Below are 15,660 nucleotides of genomic sequence, written 5' to 3'. Positions count from 1 at the left end.
GATCCAGCGCTTCCGACAGCAGGAGGAAGCGGTTAGCTGAGCCCGTTCCCTCCGGAAAGCGAGTGTCCGCAGATACAGGCAGATGCAACGTTATTCACTTAAAATGACTTTATCAACACTCTGAAAGACGGACCGATCATCATCGGTCCGTCTTCTTTATGGTCATTGAACAGCTTGAGCCGGGGGCTTCCGCTTGGCTTATCTGCTTTCTGTTACCTTTGCATGCGCCTGAAAGTTGTTTTTTGCAGCAAGCCCCGAGGCCTCGCTGCAAAACGGCCGCCACCGGCTTGGCTTGACTAATCAGCTCAGGGGGCAGACTTTGCAAATTCCGCTAACTCGCATATACTAGGACGCAGCAGATGCAGGTGTTCAGCCTGCCTGAATAAAAAGGAGGAATTGACATGGCAGAACAGCGAGGCATGATGCTGGTGCAGACAGGAAACGGAAAAGGAAAGACGACGTCGGCTGTTGGAACGGCGGTACGGGCAGCTGGTAGAGGGATGCGTGTAAAAATGCTGCAGTTTATTAAATCGCCGGAGCGTACATATGGGGAAACGATCTCGCTGCGAAAGCTTGGGGTTGAAGTAGAACAGCTTGGCATCGGCTTTACGTGGACAAAGACGCCGGAAGAACACCGTGAAGCACTGCGTGCGGCTTGGCCGAAAGCAGTAGAAGCACTGGATGGAAGCTACGATGTCGTCATTCTGGATGAGCTGAACAACGCCCTTGCAATAGATTCTTTTCCAATCGACGATGTGCTTCCGCTCGATGACGTCCTTTCGGCTCTCATCAACCGTCTGAAGCACGTCCACGTACTTGTGACGGGGCGAAACGCACATGAGAAAATAAAAGAAGCCGCTGATCTCGTTTCTGTCACAGAAGCCGAGAAGCATTATTACGACGAGGGGATTCCGGCAATTAAAGGGATCGAATTTTAATGAAAGCAGCACCGCTGATGATTCAAGGCACGCATTCCGATGCTGGGAAAAGCGTGCTGACTGCTGGCCTCTGCCGCGTATTTGCGCGTCAGGGCTTTAAGACAGCGCCGTTTAAGTCGCAAAACATGGCCCTTAATTCGTATATCACGGCGGATGGTCTTGAAATCGGCCGGGCGCAGGGCATGCAGGCCGAAGCGTGCGGAATAGAAGCAGACACGGACATGAACCCGATTCTGCTCAAGCCATCCGGCTATAACCGGTCGCAGGTCGTTGTAAACGGCAAGGTTCTTCGCGCAATGGAAGCAACAGAATATCGGGAGCAGTACTTTGAGAAAGGACTTCAGACGGTAACGGATGCCTATAACCGCCTAGCCTCCAGAACAGAGCGAATCGTGATTGAAGGAGCTGGAAGTCCGGCTGAAATTAATCTGCAGGACCGGGAAATCGTGAATATGCGCATTGCCCGCATGGCTGATGCGCCAGTCCTGCTTGCAGCGGATATCGACCGGGGAGGCGTCTTTGCGTCGATCGTTGGCACACTCGAGCTGCTTAGTAAAGCAGACAGAAAGCGTGTGAAGGGCTTCATCATTAATAAATTTCGCGGAGATCAGTCTTTGCTGCAGCCGGGTCTGGACTGGCTGGAGGAGTATACCGGAAAGCCGGTCGCAGGGTTGATGCCTTATTTGCCGGATCTCCGTCTGGAAGAAGAGGATTCGCTTGGCTTAGCATCCTACGGGAAAGAAACGGCTGGCAGGGACCTCGATATTGCGGTTATTCGCTTTCCTTACCTATCCAATTACACGGATCTGGACCCGTTCCGGTTTGAACCGGACTGCGCTGTGCGATTCGTCGAGCGGCCTGAGCAGCTAGGGGAACCTGATTTGCTTATTCTGCCTGGCAGCAAAACGACGGTTGCCGATGGACAATTTTTGAGAACGAGCGGATTGAACAAAGCGATTGCAAAAAAAGCGGGAGAGATTCCAATCATCGGAATCTGCGGCGGCTATCAGCTGCTTGGCAAAACCGTTGAGGATCCGTCAGCTGCTGATGCTGAGCTGAAACTATGTCAGGGGCTGAATTTAGTCCCGGAGATGTATACGGTGATGAATCCAGAGAAAACGACGGTGCGAATGTCAGCGAGCGTCAACTGGGAGCGTGAGGTGCATCCGCTCACCGGGTATGAATTGCACATGGGGCAGACCGTTCACAGAGCTCCGGTGTGGTTATCCGGCGGGTCTCACGGCAGCAGCGCGGCAGTGAACAATGTGTACGGCACGTATATGCATGACATTTTTCATAACGATACCTTCCGCCACGCCCTGCTGGACAGCCTGAGACGTCAAAAAGCCCTCCCGCCTGTCCGGAGAGTGAACGTTTCAGAAGAGAAAACGAAGGCGTTTGACCGCCTGGCCGATGCAGTCGAAGCACATCTTGATATGGAGCTGATTGAACGGCTGATGAACGAAGGGAGACAAACGGATGAACTGGCGTGAAGCGGCAGAGAACATACCTGAGATCGATAAACTAGCAGCTGAAAAGATGCGGATGCATCTGGATACGTTAACGAAGCCGCAGGGAAGCCTTGGACGACTGGAGGAACTTGCTGTCATGCTTGCGGGCATGCAGGGAACGGTTCAGACAGACAAGCCGGCGGTGCTTGTGTTTGCAGGAGACCACGGGGTGACAGCTGAAGGTGTCTCGCTTTACGGATCAGAAGTCACCGCGCTGATGGCGCAGAATTTTGTGGCCGGTAAAGCAGCGGTTAACGTTCTCGCGAGACAGATCGGAGCAGATGTTTATGTGTATAACGTGGGGATTGATGCAACTGATACGGCAGCTATCAACCGCAACGTTCGTCGCGGTACCGGAAATATAGCAAAGGAACCGGCGATGACTACAGCAGAAGTAAAACAGGCACTTCAAATTGGAGCCGACGCCGTTGAAGTTTCAAAGGCAGATATTATCATCCCCGGGGACATGGGCATCGGCAATACGACGGCAAGCAGCGCGCTGCTGTGTGCGTACAAGGGACTTTCTCCGGAAGCGGCAGCGGGCAGTGGGACAGGTGTAGAGGGGCAGCAGCTCAAGCATAAAATCGAGGTGATCGGGCGAGCGGTGAAGCGGTCAGATGCGAAGGAACCGCTTCACATATTAGCTGATTTAGGCGGGCTGGAGATCGCAGCCATGACAGGTGCAATGATTCGGGCAGCTTCTATGCGGAAGCCGGTGCTCGTAGACGGGTTTATCGCAACTGTTGCCGCTATTGCCGCAGCAAAACTTGCACCAGGAGCAGAGCGCTTTTTTCTTTACGGACACAAATCTGCAGAAGCAGGTCATGCAGCGGCGCTGGAAGCAGCTGGCGGAGAACCACTGCTTGATCTAGGGATGCGTCTCGGCGAAGGAACCGGCGCGGCCGCTGCTTATCCGCTGCTAAAAATGGCACAGGCGCTGACGGAAGAAATGGCGACGTTTGCCGATATCGGCCTTGCCTGACAGAACAGATGTAGACTTTTTCCAGCAGTCCATACTATAATACAAAGTAGAACTGAAAAACGTAACGCTCGTCAGCAGAGAGGTGTCGGCATCAGCCGATGAAAAGGGAAGCCGGTGTAAATCCGGCACGGACCCGCCACTGTAAACGCACAGGCATTTCACAATCCACTGCATTCCGCGGGAAGGGTGAGGATGCCGTTTATGCGTAAGTCAGGAGACCTGCCTCTTTGTCGATTTAAACACCTTCGGGAAAAAGGTTGTTTGAAGTGCAGACGAGGAGATTTCCGGGAATCTGAAACGGCTCTCTTCATGCATTTTATTCAGCGCAGTCCTTCGAAGGGCGGCGTTTTTTTACGTTCCACTACATAATCATGGGGGAGTAACGATGAAAAAAATGACGGCACCGCTTCTGCTATCAGCCGCGCTCATCATCAGCGCATGCGGGACAGAGGGAAACAATGAGAACGGGAACACGAACACGGACAATCAGGAAGCAAATGAGAACACCGCAGACAGCAATGAGGTGGAAGAAGAAGAGGAAGCTGCGACGAATAGTGAGAATGACGAAGCAGACGAAGGTAATGAGAATAATGAAACTGCCGGCGAATTTCCGGTGACGATAACGGATAACGCCGGAAATGAAGTGACAATCGATGAAGAACCGGAAACTATTGTTACGCTGCAGCCCAGCGACACCGAAATATTATTTGAAATCGGCGCGGGCGACAGACTCGTAGGGGTTTCGGAGTATTGTAATTATCCCGAAGAGGCACTAGAGATTGAAAATGTCGGGGCTCAGGACATGGACGTGGAACGGATCCTTTCTTTAGAGCCTGACATGGCCCTCGTTTCGGACTATCACGCCTCCAGTCATGATGATATTTTAGAGCAGTTCCGTGATGCCGGAATTGATGTCGTTGTCGTGCGGAATGCCGAATCGTTTGAAGGCACCTATGACACGATTGAAACACTCGGCATGCTTACCGGAACAGAAGAAAATGCAGAAGAGCTAATAGCGGAGATGGAGAGCGGCATGGAGGAGCTTGCGGAGCTCGGGGAAACGATTGACGAAGAAGAGCGCAAGCGCGTTTGGGTGGAAGTAGCACCATCCCCGGATATTTTCACTACTGGTACCGGCACCTTCATGCATGAGATGCTGGAGACGATCGGGGCGGAAAACGCAGCGGAAGAGCATGAAGGCTGGGTGAATTTGACCGAAGAAGAAATCGTTTCACTGGAGCCGGACACGATTGTGACGACTTACGGCTATTACGTGGAAGATCCTCAAGAAGAGGTGATGAACCGTGACGGCTGGGCTGACGTTCCTGCTGTAGAAAATGAGGATGTACACGATGTGCAAAGTGATATCGTGACGCGCTCCGGTCCGCGTCTTGTTGAAGGAACTCGTGCTGTAGCTGAGGCTGTATATCCGGATGTTTTCGAATAAAGCGTGGCTTTACTATGCAGGAAGCCTCGGTCTTCTTGCTGCTGCGATAACACTTGGACTGTTTTATTCAAGCGTAACGGTCCCGGTTCCGCATATTGTGCATATTATTCTCGATAAAACGATCGGCTTCCACCTGCTGGATGATGTTCCGTCTAATCAGTACTCCATTATTTGGGAAATCAGGCTGCCGAGAGTGCTGCTGGCCCTCTGCGTTGGCGCGTCGCTTGCGCTTGCCGGGGCTGCATTTCAGGGGTTGCTGCGAAACCCGCTTGCGGATCCTTATACGATCGGTGTTTCCTCCGGTGCGGCCCTCGGTGCGGTTTTCGTTATCTTTTTCCAGCTCACCATCGTTGGACTTGGTGCATTTACGCTCCCGGCTGTATCGATTGTGAGCGGGTTTCTCACGCTCATGCTTGTGTTCGGACTTGTAAAGCTCAGCAGCAGAAGTTTGGCGATCGAAACGATTATCCTTGCGGGAATTATCGTCAGTGCGTTTATCGGTTCGATCATTTCGCTGATTATCTCGCTTGGCAGCCAGGATGAAATGACGCAGATCATTTATTGGCTGTATGGAAGTGTCGGTATGCGCGGCTGGAGCTACGTACAGCTGATCGTACCATTCCTGATTATCGGTTCCGTTATGCTCGTCACCCGCTATCGGGACTTAAACGCGCTCGCTCTCGGAGAGGAAGCTGCCGGTCATATTGGTGTAAACGTCGGCCGTGGAAAAGTGTTTATTCTCGGCGGAGCGTCACTGCTGACCGGCGCAGCTGTTGCTGTATCAGGGACAATCGGCTTTGTCGGTCTGGTCATCCCGCACCTCGTGCGGCTCGTTACCGGCCCGGATCATCGGCACGTACTGCCAATTTCCATGATTATCGGAGGGGCCTTCTTAATCTTTGCAGATATCACGGCAAGAACGATTATTGCACCAAAGGAACTGCCAATAGGTGTGATTACAGCGCTGATCGGCGCACCAATGTTTGCGTTTCTGCTTATTAGAAACCGCATCGGAAAGGGGAAGAAGCTGGCATGAACATTACCGGACTGAGCGGCGGCTACGGCGGCCCTCCAATCATCGAATCGATGAACCTTCATATTAAACAGGGAGAGTTTTTCGGCCTGCTCGGTCCCAACGGCAGCGGGAAGACGACGCTGTTCAAGCTTGTCAGCGGCTCCCTTAAACCTGAAACTGGTGATGTATCGCTTCAGGGTGCTTCGCTGTTAACGATGTCTCCAGTTCAGCGTGCCAGAAAAATTGCCGTTCTTACACAGGAAACAAATGTCTCATTCGATTTTACGGTCGAGGAAGTGATCCGGCTCGGCCGATATGCCTTTCAAAAAGGACTTTTTAAAATGCTGAGCCGGGAAGACAGGGCGCTTATCGATGAAATTATGGCGCTCACCGACACGGAAAGGTTTCGGGATACGTCGTTCTTCCGGTTAAGCGGAGGTGAAAAGCAGCGGGTGCTGCTCGCCAAGGCCCTCGTACAGGAGCCGGAGGTGCTGCTGCTGGATGAACCGACGAATCACCTGGATATTCGGCACACGTTTGACATGCTGAACGTATTAAAAGAGCGGCAGAAAACGCAGGGACTAACCGTATTTGCGATTTTGCACGATTTAAACATTGCGGCCCTTTACTGTGACCGCGTCGGACTTATTCATGAAGGAAAGCTGCAGGAAACGGGGCCGGTCGATATCATGCGCCGTTCAGAACGTCTATCCAGTATTTACGGAGTAGAAACCTGGACGCAGTCTCACCCGACGCTGCCGCGGCCGCAGCTGCTCATGAACCCGAAAAAGCAGGATGAATCTGTCATATCCCTTCACGAAAGCGTCACCGTGGAAGCTGATCGGAACCTGGTCAAAATTTCAAGTCCGAAGCCGCTGCGGACAATTTCCAACGGGGTGGCCGGGGAAGGGATTCAATGGATTCGCCACATTGCAAATTTTCACGTCGACAAACAATACAGCAGCCGCACTCCGGAAGCCGACATGAAAGCGTGGCTGGAAAAACGCAGTCTGCCGGTCGAACAGTCGATTGGCCTGATGACCGCTGTGAAAACAGAAATGGCCGTGATTCGAAAAGAAACCATCAACGGTATCGCGTTCACCGCTGTCGTGACGGCAGGCACCGGAAACGCGGTCGATATAACCTACGACGGTCCGGAATTGGAGCGGGAAAAAATCGGGACGATTAACACCTTCCTGGCAGTAGATGCGAACTTGACGGATGGAGCACTCGTTAATGCGTGCATGTCTGCAGTAGAAGCGAAGGTGCAGGCACTGCGGGATGAAGATGTTCGTGATCCTCAAACTGGAACCCCTGCTACAAGCACTTCTACGGATGCGCTCGTTATCGCCGCGACCCAGCAGGGGAAACGGACGCCTTATGCGGGATCCGGAACGCCTGTTGGACGGGGGATCGGCCGCATTGTCTATGAAGCGACGAAAGAAGCGGTGCGGGCGGACAGGCGTTGGAAGGAGACTCACGCATGATCATCCCGGGGTGGACGGCCGCGGCGGCGCTTCTCGTTGACTGGGTGATTGGGGATCCCAAGCGTCTGCCGCATCCGGTATCGGGGATGGGCCGCCTGATCGCATTTGGCACCCGGCACTTGAACCACGGACCGGAGCATGCCAGAAGGCGGAAGGGTGTGCTGCTTGCTGTAACCGTGCCAGCTGCCGTCTGGCTCGTTTCGGCAGGCATCCTTTACGCTGCCTGGCTGCTGCATCCGTTCGCTGCGATTGCAGCAGGCACCTTCATGACGGCTTCCACCATCGCCTGCCGGGGGCTGAAAGAAGCTGCCGACGCGGTGGCAGTCCCGCTTTTTAAAGGTGATTTACCGGCAGCGCGCCGGTCACTCTCAATGATTGTCGGGCGCGACACGGAGCGGCTGAACGAAGCGGAGATCGTCCGGGGAACAGTGGAAACAGTTGCAGAGAACACAGTGGACGGCGTGACCGCTCCACTGTTTTATGCGTTTATCGGCGGGCCGCCGCTTGCGATGGCTTATCGAGCCGTGAACACGCTCGATTCCTTGGTCGGGTACCGCAGCGAAGAGTATGCAGCTTTTGGCTGGGCCTCCGCCAGGCTGGACGATGCAGCCAACTGGCTGCCGGCCAGACTGACGCTTTTCTTAATGGCCGGCGCTGCCACGCTGATAAGTCCTAAACGTGCAGGGAAGGGGTTCCGCTGGGCCCTGCAGGATGCACGGAAGCATCCGAGTCCAAACAGCGGGTGGTCCGAAGCGTTTATGGCCGGATTCTTAGGCGTGCAGCTCGGAGGCAATAACTATTATCGCGGTCAGATCTCACATCGTGCAGTCATGGGACCGGGCTCAAAAAAGCTTGAGAAAAGCGACATAAAACCCGCTGTCCGGATTTTATATGGTGCCTCATTGTTTGGAGCAGCTGCAGGTCTGATGATGGTAGTATGGTTAGGAGGAAGGTAAATGGTGAAGTGGCCGGATCACGGCGGGCAGCCGAATTACTTATCGGTGTATCGTTCAGTTGAATCGCAGTGGCTGGATTTCAGCGCGAATATCAATCCACTCGGTCCACCGGATGGAATGCTGGAAACAGCAGTGCAAGCGCTGTCAGAAACGGATCGCTATCCGGATCCGTCGTATACAGCTTGCCGCAGCAAAATCGCTGCTGCAGAGCAGGTGGAACCGGAGCATGTATGTGTAACGAACGGTGGAGCAGAGGCTGTGTTCCTCGCTGCCTCACTGAAAGCCGGCGGGAAAGCAGTGATTGCCGAGCCGGCCTTTAGTGAATATCGGCGGGCCTGCGCTCATTACGGGATTCACGTTCATACAGTTGACGGCGCCGTGGAGAGAGGGATCTCTGACAGGCTGGTGCAGGCAGTGACAGAAACGGGGGCTGATATGCTGTTTTTAAACCGCCCTCATAATCCGAGCGGAGTGACGCTCGCCAAACGGGATGTCCGGCAGCTGCTGAAGGATCTTCCGAATACGGCAATCATTGTGGACGAAGCGTTCGTTGATTTTCTGCCTGAATATGAGAAGCTGAATGATCTGCTTCCTCAGCACGATAAGCTCATTTTGCTCCGCTCCATGACGAAAATGTTTGCCGTTCCAGGGCTTCGCTGCGGCTTCGCTCTGTCGGGGGAGACTCTTGCCGGCATTATGAGGGAGAGGCAGGTTCCGTGGAGCGTCAATACGATCAGCGAAACGCTGCTTAAAAGCATGATGGAGGAAGAGGCTTTTGTTCGCAAAACGCGCTTCTGGCTGCAGGACGAACTGCAGTGGATCCGGGAGCAGCTTCCGCAGAACTTTACCATGTCGGATACGAGCGTCAACTATTATCTGCTTCAGGATTCTTTGCTTTCGGATCACGAACCGCTGCTCGCTTTCCTGGCTGAAAGCGGCATTGCTGCCCGTCATACATACAGCTTTCGAGGATTGGACGGACGGGCGCTTCGGCTCGCCGTCCGCACCCGGAAAGATAACAGGCGACTGATGGAGGTGCTGCAGAAGTGGGCAGACATGTACTGACGTTTATCAGCGGAGGAGCGAGATCAGGAAAAAGCGACTGGGCAGAACAATTCGTCCTGACTCAAAAGGAACATCCCGTTTATCTGGCGACAGCACGAGTAACAGATGCTGAGATGGAAAGTCGGATAACCAAACACCGCGAGGATCGAAACAGCCGTTTTCAGCTGACGGAGGAACCGGTGAATCTGCTCGATGTGCTTCCGGAACAAGGGGCCGTGCTGCTGGACTGCCTGACGATCTGGACGGCGAATCTGTTGTATCAGGAGCATTACTCCGAGCAACAAGTCGCAGATGCGCTGGAGGCCTTTCTTGACGAAGCGAGGCGCCGGGAGCTGCTGCTGACGATTGTATCCAACGATGTCAATGAAGCGGTGCTGCCGGATTCCGTTGAGGTACACCGCTATGTAAAGGTGCTGGAAGCCGGCCACCGGCTGCTCGCAAAGCGTGCAGATAATGTGTATCAACTGCAGGCAGGTATACCTGTCTGCTGGAAGGGGAAGTCACTGTGAAGCAGGCAGCGCATGGATTTATTTTAACGATGCAGTTTTTAACGAGGGTGCCCGTGCCGGTTCAGGCAGACTGGAATGAAGCGTCAGCCAGGTGGGCGCTCCGTTTTTACCCGTTGATCGGGTTGCTGATCGGTCTGCCCGCTGCCGCTCTTGCCTCCCAGAATGTCACCTCGTCAGCGGTCACAGCAGCGCTTATCCTCACCTATTTCATCTGGATCAGCGGAGCTCTGCATCTGGATGGCTGGATGGACACCTTTGATGCGGTCGGTTCCAATGCGCCGCTCGATCGTAAATGGGAAATTATGCAGGACCCCCGGGTCGGCAGCTTCGGCATGGTAAGCGTCATCGTACTGCTTCTCTGGAAGCTGCTTCTGATTTATGAGCTGCTGACGGCCGGTATGAATCCATGGCTGTTCCTGCTTATCCCCTCAGCCGGCAGAATGGCTGCTGTCTACTTGCTCGTTTTTACGAAAACAGCGCACGCTGACGGCCTTGCCGCAGTCTGGAAGCAGCATACGAAACCAGTCGACGCCTGGATAGCGGCTCTGCCGCTGGCTGCCGCCTGTTTTGCAGCGGGAACAGCAGGAATCGCAGCCGGTGCAGCGCTGCTGCTTTTCTGCGTGTGTGTTCGCGGCTGGTATTTGAAGCATTTTAACGGAATTAACGGAGATCTCGCTGGGGCTTCGATCGAAGGAGGGGAACTATGGATACTAACCGTACTATTCATTTGGACATTGTTCGTCATGGTGTAACTGAAGCAAATCTGGCCAAGCAGTATTTGGGCTGGACAGATGAACCCGTGTCGTCACAGGCGAAGAAAACGCTGGAGGAGTTAAAAGAGCTTCTCGGTGCCGCAGATTGGCAGGAGGTGCACGCAAGTGATCTGCTTCGCTGCCGTCAGACTGCTGAAGCGCTCGAATTAACACCGCAGTTTGATGAACGGCTTCGTGAAATGCATTTTGGAGAATGGGAGATGCACACATATGAACAGCTGAAGCACCTCAGCGCATACCGGAGCTGGGTAGATGATCCTGTCACGAGGAGGCCCCCTGGAGGCGAATCGTGGAATGATCTGAAGGAGCGTGTCGCCGGCTGGTACACCGATATGCTCGAGCGCGAGCCGGAGCGTGTCGTTGCTGTTACGCACGGCGGCGTGATCCGCACGCTGCTCATGCTGACCGGTGCAGCTGAACATCTTTGGCAGTATAAAGTACGGCATGGCGGTGCCTTCCGCCTCACACTCAGCCGACAGAAAGAAGGGTGGATATGCACATCATTATCGGCGGTGCCTACGCTGGAAAAAGGGAGCATGCCGCTGGAAGCTACCCCGAAGCAGAATGGGTAAAAGCCGGCTCAGACAATTTAAGCGGGTCAGCTGTTACGATTGTTGATAACTGTGAAATGCTTTTGCGCGAAGGTCGAAGTTCCGAAGAGGTGTTGAGCTGGCTCCACACGCTTGCTGAACGAACGCACCTTGTTGTGATTCTGGAAGAAATGGGCAATGGGATTGTGCCGGCAGAATCTTCGGACCGCAGACTGCGCGATGAGAACGGCCGGCTTGCCCGGAAGCTGGTGGCCGCAGCAGAAACGGTTGACTATGCCTGGCACGGGCTTGTTGATCGAAGGAAACCATAAACTGGAATAGTTCATCATGATTACAGATAACATGTTTGATAAAGCGTAGCTACTCTGACGTAAACGAACACTGAAGATGCCTTCCCACTGACGGAGAGGAATCTTTTTGGTGCTCGCAGACGGACGTCTTCCTGTGTAAAATGGAAGGCAGGGGGGAGACAAATGATCCTGAATTATATCCTGCTCGTTCTTATTTTCTGGCTGATTCTGTTTGCGCTGCTGCGGGCGATGGTGTTTGTTACAAAACGGCCGTGGAAAAAAGATTTACAGCTGACGTTTTTCCAGGCGATTCTGCTGACGGTTCTCTGGCTGATCCTCGCCGGTTGACGCCACAGTATTCGAGTCAAGTAGGAAAACATGATACACTGTCACCAACGATTGTTTAAAGGAGGGGCACGATGGCACAGAAAATGAATGTGGAAAGCTTTAATCTGGACCACACGAAAGTAGATGCACCGTATATCCGCCTGGCAGGAAAAGTAGAGGGAACGAACGATACGATTTATAAGTATGACATCCGCTTCTGCCAGCCAAACGAAGAACATATGGATATGCCCGGCTTGCATTCACTCGAGCACATGATGGCTGAGTTCAGCCGTAATCATCACGAGCGGATCGTCGACGTTTCACCGATGGGCTGTCAGACAGGTTTTTATCTGAGTCTGATTAACGATGATCATTATGACGGAGTGCTGGAGCTTGTGGAAAAAACGCTGCATGATGTTTTAAAGGCAGATGAAGTTCCGGGCTGCAACGAAGTTCAGTGCGGATGGGCAGCCTCGCACTCCCTCGAAGGAGCAAAAGAAATTGCTTCTGCCATGCTGGAACGAAGAAACGAATGGTCAACCATTTTTAAAGAGTCTTAAATTAAGATGAGACAGACGTGCGGCTGCTGCAGCCCGCGTCTTTTTTTTAGCTCTGTTCAATGTTGATAGTAGAAAAACGTCACTGCACCGCGGCAAGCCCCCGCTGCGTAGTGCTTCGGCAGAAATCGTTTTGTACTTTCTCTTTCCTGCAGGGAAAGCGAATGCAGGACAGATGCCCGCGGAAAGAGGAGCCTCACCGTTATTTCTGTCAGCACCAGTCCTGATCAGAGCCTTCTTTATAGCTCACGTAACGTTTTATGCATATGCGTTGACGAAATATTAATAATATTATATTATTAATCCAACTTCATAAAGAGGAGGAGCATAGCCATGCTGAATGTGTTTAAGCTCGGTTACGTAGAGTTCAAAGTTCAGGATCTTCAGGCCATGAAAACGTATTATGAGTCCATTGTAGGTTTTCGATTAACTGATGAAAAAAATGGAAGCGCTTACTTTAGCAGCTCGACGGATCATCATAACATTATTTTGAAAGAGTCGACGGAAAGCGGCATCAGCAAATTTGGTTTTCAGTACACAGCAGACGGCAGCATCAATGATGTAAAAGATCACCTCAAGTCACTTGATATCGAAGCGGATCTGCTGCATGATCCGGCTCCGGGGGTGAAAGAAGCCCTGCAGTTCAAGGATCCGGATGGTTATACGGTAGAGCTTTACCCGGAAATGGATCTGGCAGAAGAACGGGGATTTCAAAAAGAAGGGATCCGTCCGAATAAGGTAGGGCACTTGTCGATTCGGGTGTCTGATGCGAAAAAGCAGGTTGCGTTTTACGAAAAACTCGGCTTTTACAACACCGATTGGATTGAAGACTTTTTCGGTTTTATGACCTGCAATTGCGATCATCACGTTCTCAATTTCTTTACCTCGGAAACGAAGGGGATGCACCATCTGGCACTGGAGCTTCGAAGCTACAATCACCTCGTGGAAACACTTGATTTTATGCGCCTGAACGGTGTCCATCTGGAGTGGGGGCCTTCCCGGCATGGTGCGGGGCATAACATTGCCTGCTATCACTATGATCCGGAAGGAAACCTGATAGAACTGTTTACAGACGGAGATGTTTTCATTAAGGAGCTCGGTATTTTTGATCCGCGCCCGTGGCATCGCGATTTCCCGCAAAAGCCAAAGGTATGGAGCACGGATGAGTGCCTGTCTCTCTGGGGCGTCGATTTTGAGAAAGCGCTCGTTTAGCTTCAGGACTTCACATACTGCGCCTTTCAGCTTATGCTGAACGTACTGATTCAGGAGGAGAGTGGAGTCTATGCCAAAAAATTTAAGTGAGCAGCTATTGCATGAGCTTGGCAGCAGTATTGTTCAGGGGGAGCGCAAGCCTGGAGAGCTGCTGCCTAAAGTAGAAACGCTGAGTGAAATGAAGGGCGTCAGCCGGACGGTGGTAAGAGAGACGATGAAAGGTCTCAGCGCCAGACGGCTGATCGAATCTTCTACGCGGACCGGAACGGTAGTCCGGGACCGGGAAGCTTGGCTCTGGTGGGACCCGGATATTATTTCCTGGGCTGCAGCAGCGGAAGAAAATCAGTCGTTTTTGATGCAGCTGACAGAAGTACGTCTGGCAATGGAACCGGCGGCTGTAAAGCTGGCAGCGAAAAACGCCGATGAAGAAGATATTGCCACGATCCGGCACCGGTTCGATCTGTTGGAGCAGTCGGTGGATAATGAAGATGACTGGGTGGAGGCGGATGCGGCGTTTCACGAAGCAATTCTGCACGCCTCCCATAATGAACTGATGCAAAGCCTGATTCAAACGCTTCAGGAAGGTCTTTATCAAAGCCGGCACACGACAATGAGAATGTTGCAGCGTGCAGGGGATAACAGCAGAAAGATGGCGCTGGATCTGCATCGGGATGTGATGACTGCGGTGATTGAAGGCAAGGAAGATGAAGCGATGGCGCGAATGGAAACGCTGCTTCACACCGTGAGTCATCTTCTTAAGGAGTACGAAGCGGAAGTGAAGAAGGAGGCACCTAACTAAATGAAAGCATATAATCTTATGCTGCTGCACGGTGCAGGAGGCACCCCTTCCAAATGGCGCAGACTTACTCCGAAGCTGGAACCGTTTCATGTTCGAGCGGCAGACTTGTCTCAGGGCACGTCGATTCAGGAAAAAAGTGCAGCTCTCACGTTTGACGATAAAACCGTACTCATCGGTCATTCGATGGGCAGCCTTTGCGCTTTGGAAGCTACGAGCATACGACATCCGGCAGCCGTAATCATTGTTGCTGGACACCCTGAACTGCCGGTGCATGAGCACGTTCTCAAAAAGCTTAAAGCGGGCACGTATCCAGCCGGACTGTTTCACGCTTCCTACGCTAAACACGTAGATGAAGAGCTGCTAGAGGAAGAGAAGGTGGATACGTACGGAGGCTCGCCGAAACAGGCATATATCGACTTTAAAGCGTGTACGGATTACAGCAGCGGGTGGAGCCGGCTCGAGCAGCTGAAGGTTCCGGTTTTGTTCATCTACGGCAGTGAAGACAGACTTCTGCCGGAGCATGCGGAAGAAAAAGTCCTTGGCGTCAAGCCAGATGCGGATGTGAAAGTCATTGAAGGAAGCGGCCATTATGTGATGCTGGAAAAGCCGGACGAAACGGCGGAGGCTATTCTCAGCTGGCTGCAAGAACGAAAGGAGCTTATATAATATGCAAACGACTGTCCTTGTCGGCAGCATTCGAAAAGAATCATTCAATCGGAAGATCGCAGATTTTATGAAAGAACGGTACGCAGACACGTTCCGGATGACGATGCCGGAGCTTGAAAAACTGCCTTATTTCGATCAGGACACGGAAGAGACACCGTCTGATGAAGTCGCAGCGTTCAAACAGCAGATTAAGGACAGCGATGCGGTGATCATCGTGACTCCTGAGTATAACCATTCTGTCCCTGGGATGCTGAAAAATGCGCTCGACTGGCTTTCACGAGTGGACAAGGTGCTGACAGGAAAACCCGTTCTTATCGTTGGAGCAAGCCCGGGTTTTCTCGGTACCGTCCGTTGTCAGATGCACCTGCGGCAAATTCTGGCTGCACCTGGTATGAGTGCGAGAGTGCTGCCGGGCAACGAAGTGTTCATCGGCGGTGTGCATCAGAAACTGGGAGAAGACGGCTCAATTACCGATACCGGCACGGTCGATTTTCTTGATTCAGTTATGAAGAACTTTGAAACGTTCGCAAAAGCGGAGCCGGCACTGTAACGGCTGCCAATAATAGTCTGAAGGA

The 15,660-nt window shown here is 52.7% G+C and carries 18 protein-coding genes and 1 riboswitch; all 18 genes read left to right on the top strand.

Annotation, left to right across the window (positions count from 1 at the left end):
* Positions 1-401: 401 nt before the first annotated feature.
* On the top strand, positions 402-938 hold the full coding sequence (locus tag HCN83_RS16470; RefSeq protein ID WP_168009276.1) for a cob(I)yrinic acid a,c-diamide adenosyltransferase: 537 nt from the start codon (positions 402-404) through the stop codon (positions 936-938).
* Positions 938-2,431, top strand: coding sequence for a cobyric acid synthase (locus HCN83_RS16465; protein ID WP_168009274.1), 1,494 nt, complete (start codon positions 938-940; stop codon positions 2,429-2,431). The genes HCN83_RS16470 and HCN83_RS16465 overlap by 1 nt, the downstream gene beginning before the upstream one ends.
* Positions 2,418-3,431, top strand: coding sequence for a nicotinate-nucleotide--dimethylbenzimidazole phosphoribosyltransferase (gene cobT / locus HCN83_RS16460; protein ID WP_168009272.1), 1,014 nt, complete (start codon positions 2,418-2,420; stop codon positions 3,429-3,431). The genes HCN83_RS16465 and cobT overlap by 14 nt, the downstream gene beginning before the upstream one ends.
* Positions 3,432-3,494: 63 nt before the next feature.
* A riboswitch (cobalamin riboswitch) is annotated at positions 3,495-3,672 on the top strand.
* Between the two features lie 144 nt (positions 3,673-3,816).
* Positions 3,817-4,878, top strand: a complete 1,062-nt coding sequence (locus HCN83_RS16455) for an ABC transporter substrate-binding protein (RefSeq protein ID WP_168009270.1) — start codon at positions 3,817-3,819, stop codon at positions 4,876-4,878.
* Positions 4,865-5,914: a FecCD family ABC transporter permease gene (locus HCN83_RS16450; RefSeq protein WP_168009268.1), complete on the top strand. Its 1,050-nt coding sequence runs from the start codon at positions 4,865-4,867 to the stop codon at positions 5,912-5,914. Before HCN83_RS16455 ends, HCN83_RS16450 begins: the two co-directional genes overlap by 14 nt.
* Positions 5,911-7,380, top strand: coding sequence for an adenosylcobinamide amidohydrolase (locus HCN83_RS16445; RefSeq protein WP_168009266.1), 1,470 nt, complete (start codon positions 5,911-5,913; stop codon positions 7,378-7,380). The genes HCN83_RS16450 and HCN83_RS16445 overlap by 4 nt, the downstream gene beginning before the upstream one ends.
* Positions 7,377-8,336: an adenosylcobinamide-phosphate synthase CbiB gene (gene cbiB / locus HCN83_RS16440; protein WP_168009264.1), complete on the top strand. Its 960-nt coding sequence runs from the start codon at positions 7,377-7,379 to the stop codon at positions 8,334-8,336. The genes HCN83_RS16445 and cbiB overlap by 4 nt, the downstream gene beginning before the upstream one ends.
* Complete coding sequence (locus HCN83_RS16435) at positions 8,337-9,401, top strand: pyridoxal phosphate-dependent aminotransferase (protein ID WP_168009262.1); 1,065 nt, start codon at positions 8,337-8,339, stop codon at positions 9,399-9,401.
* On the top strand, positions 9,383-9,910 hold the full coding sequence (locus tag HCN83_RS16430) for a bifunctional adenosylcobinamide kinase/adenosylcobinamide-phosphate guanylyltransferase (protein ID WP_168009260.1): 528 nt from the start codon (positions 9,383-9,385) through the stop codon (positions 9,908-9,910). The genes HCN83_RS16435 and HCN83_RS16430 overlap by 19 nt, the downstream gene beginning before the upstream one ends.
* The gene (gene cobS, locus HCN83_RS16425) at positions 9,907-10,662 is read left to right on the top strand and encodes an adenosylcobinamide-GDP ribazoletransferase (protein ID WP_168009259.1); all 756 of its coding nucleotides are present in this window, start codon (positions 9,907-9,909) and stop codon (positions 10,660-10,662) included. The genes HCN83_RS16430 and cobS overlap by 4 nt, the downstream gene beginning before the upstream one ends.
* Positions 10,614-11,255 carry a histidine phosphatase family protein gene (locus HCN83_RS16420; protein WP_168009257.1) on the top strand — a complete coding sequence of 214 codons (642 nt, stop codon included), beginning with the start codon at positions 10,614-10,616 and terminating at the stop codon, positions 11,253-11,255. The genes cobS and HCN83_RS16420 overlap by 49 nt, the downstream gene beginning before the upstream one ends.
* On the top strand, positions 11,177-11,545 hold the full coding sequence (locus tag HCN83_RS16415; RefSeq protein ID WP_168009255.1) for a bifunctional adenosylcobinamide kinase/adenosylcobinamide-phosphate guanylyltransferase: 369 nt from the start codon (positions 11,177-11,179) through the stop codon (positions 11,543-11,545). Before HCN83_RS16420 ends, HCN83_RS16415 begins: the two co-directional genes overlap by 79 nt.
* A 162-nt stretch (positions 11,546-11,707) precedes the next feature.
* Entirely contained in the window at positions 11,708-11,872 is a 165-nt protein-coding gene (locus HCN83_RS16410) for a hypothetical protein (protein ID WP_168009253.1), read from the top strand.
* A gap of 71 nt (positions 11,873-11,943) precedes the next feature.
* Positions 11,944-12,411, top strand: coding sequence for an S-ribosylhomocysteine lyase (locus HCN83_RS16405; protein WP_168009252.1), 468 nt, complete (start codon positions 11,944-11,946; stop codon positions 12,409-12,411).
* A 330-nt stretch (positions 12,412-12,741) separates the two neighbouring features.
* A complete protein-coding gene (locus tag HCN83_RS16400) occupies positions 12,742-13,620 on the top strand; it encodes a VOC family protein (RefSeq protein WP_168009251.1) in 879 nt (292 codons plus the stop codon).
* A 70-nt stretch (positions 13,621-13,690) separates the two neighbouring features.
* Positions 13,691-14,419 (top strand): FadR/GntR family transcriptional regulator, encoded by a 729-nt coding sequence (locus HCN83_RS16395; RefSeq protein ID WP_168009250.1) that lies wholly within the window; start codon positions 13,691-13,693, stop codon positions 14,417-14,419.
* Positions 14,420-15,085 (top strand): alpha/beta fold hydrolase, encoded by a 666-nt coding sequence (locus HCN83_RS16390; protein WP_168009249.1) that lies wholly within the window; start codon positions 14,420-14,422, stop codon positions 15,083-15,085.
* A gap of 1 nt (position 15,086) precedes the next feature.
* Entirely contained in the window at positions 15,087-15,635 is a 549-nt protein-coding gene (locus HCN83_RS16385) for an NADPH-dependent FMN reductase (RefSeq protein WP_168009248.1), read from the top strand.
* Positions 15,636-15,660: the final 25 nt, after the last annotated feature.

Source organism: Alkalicoccus luteus (assembly GCF_012034335.1).
GTDB classification, from domain to species: domain Bacteria; phylum Bacillota; class Bacilli; order Bacillales; family Salisediminibacteriaceae; genus Alkalicoccus; species Alkalicoccus luteus_A.
The sequence above is the reverse complement of the archived record's forward strand: the minus strand, read 5'-3'. Positions and strand labels throughout refer to the sequence as shown.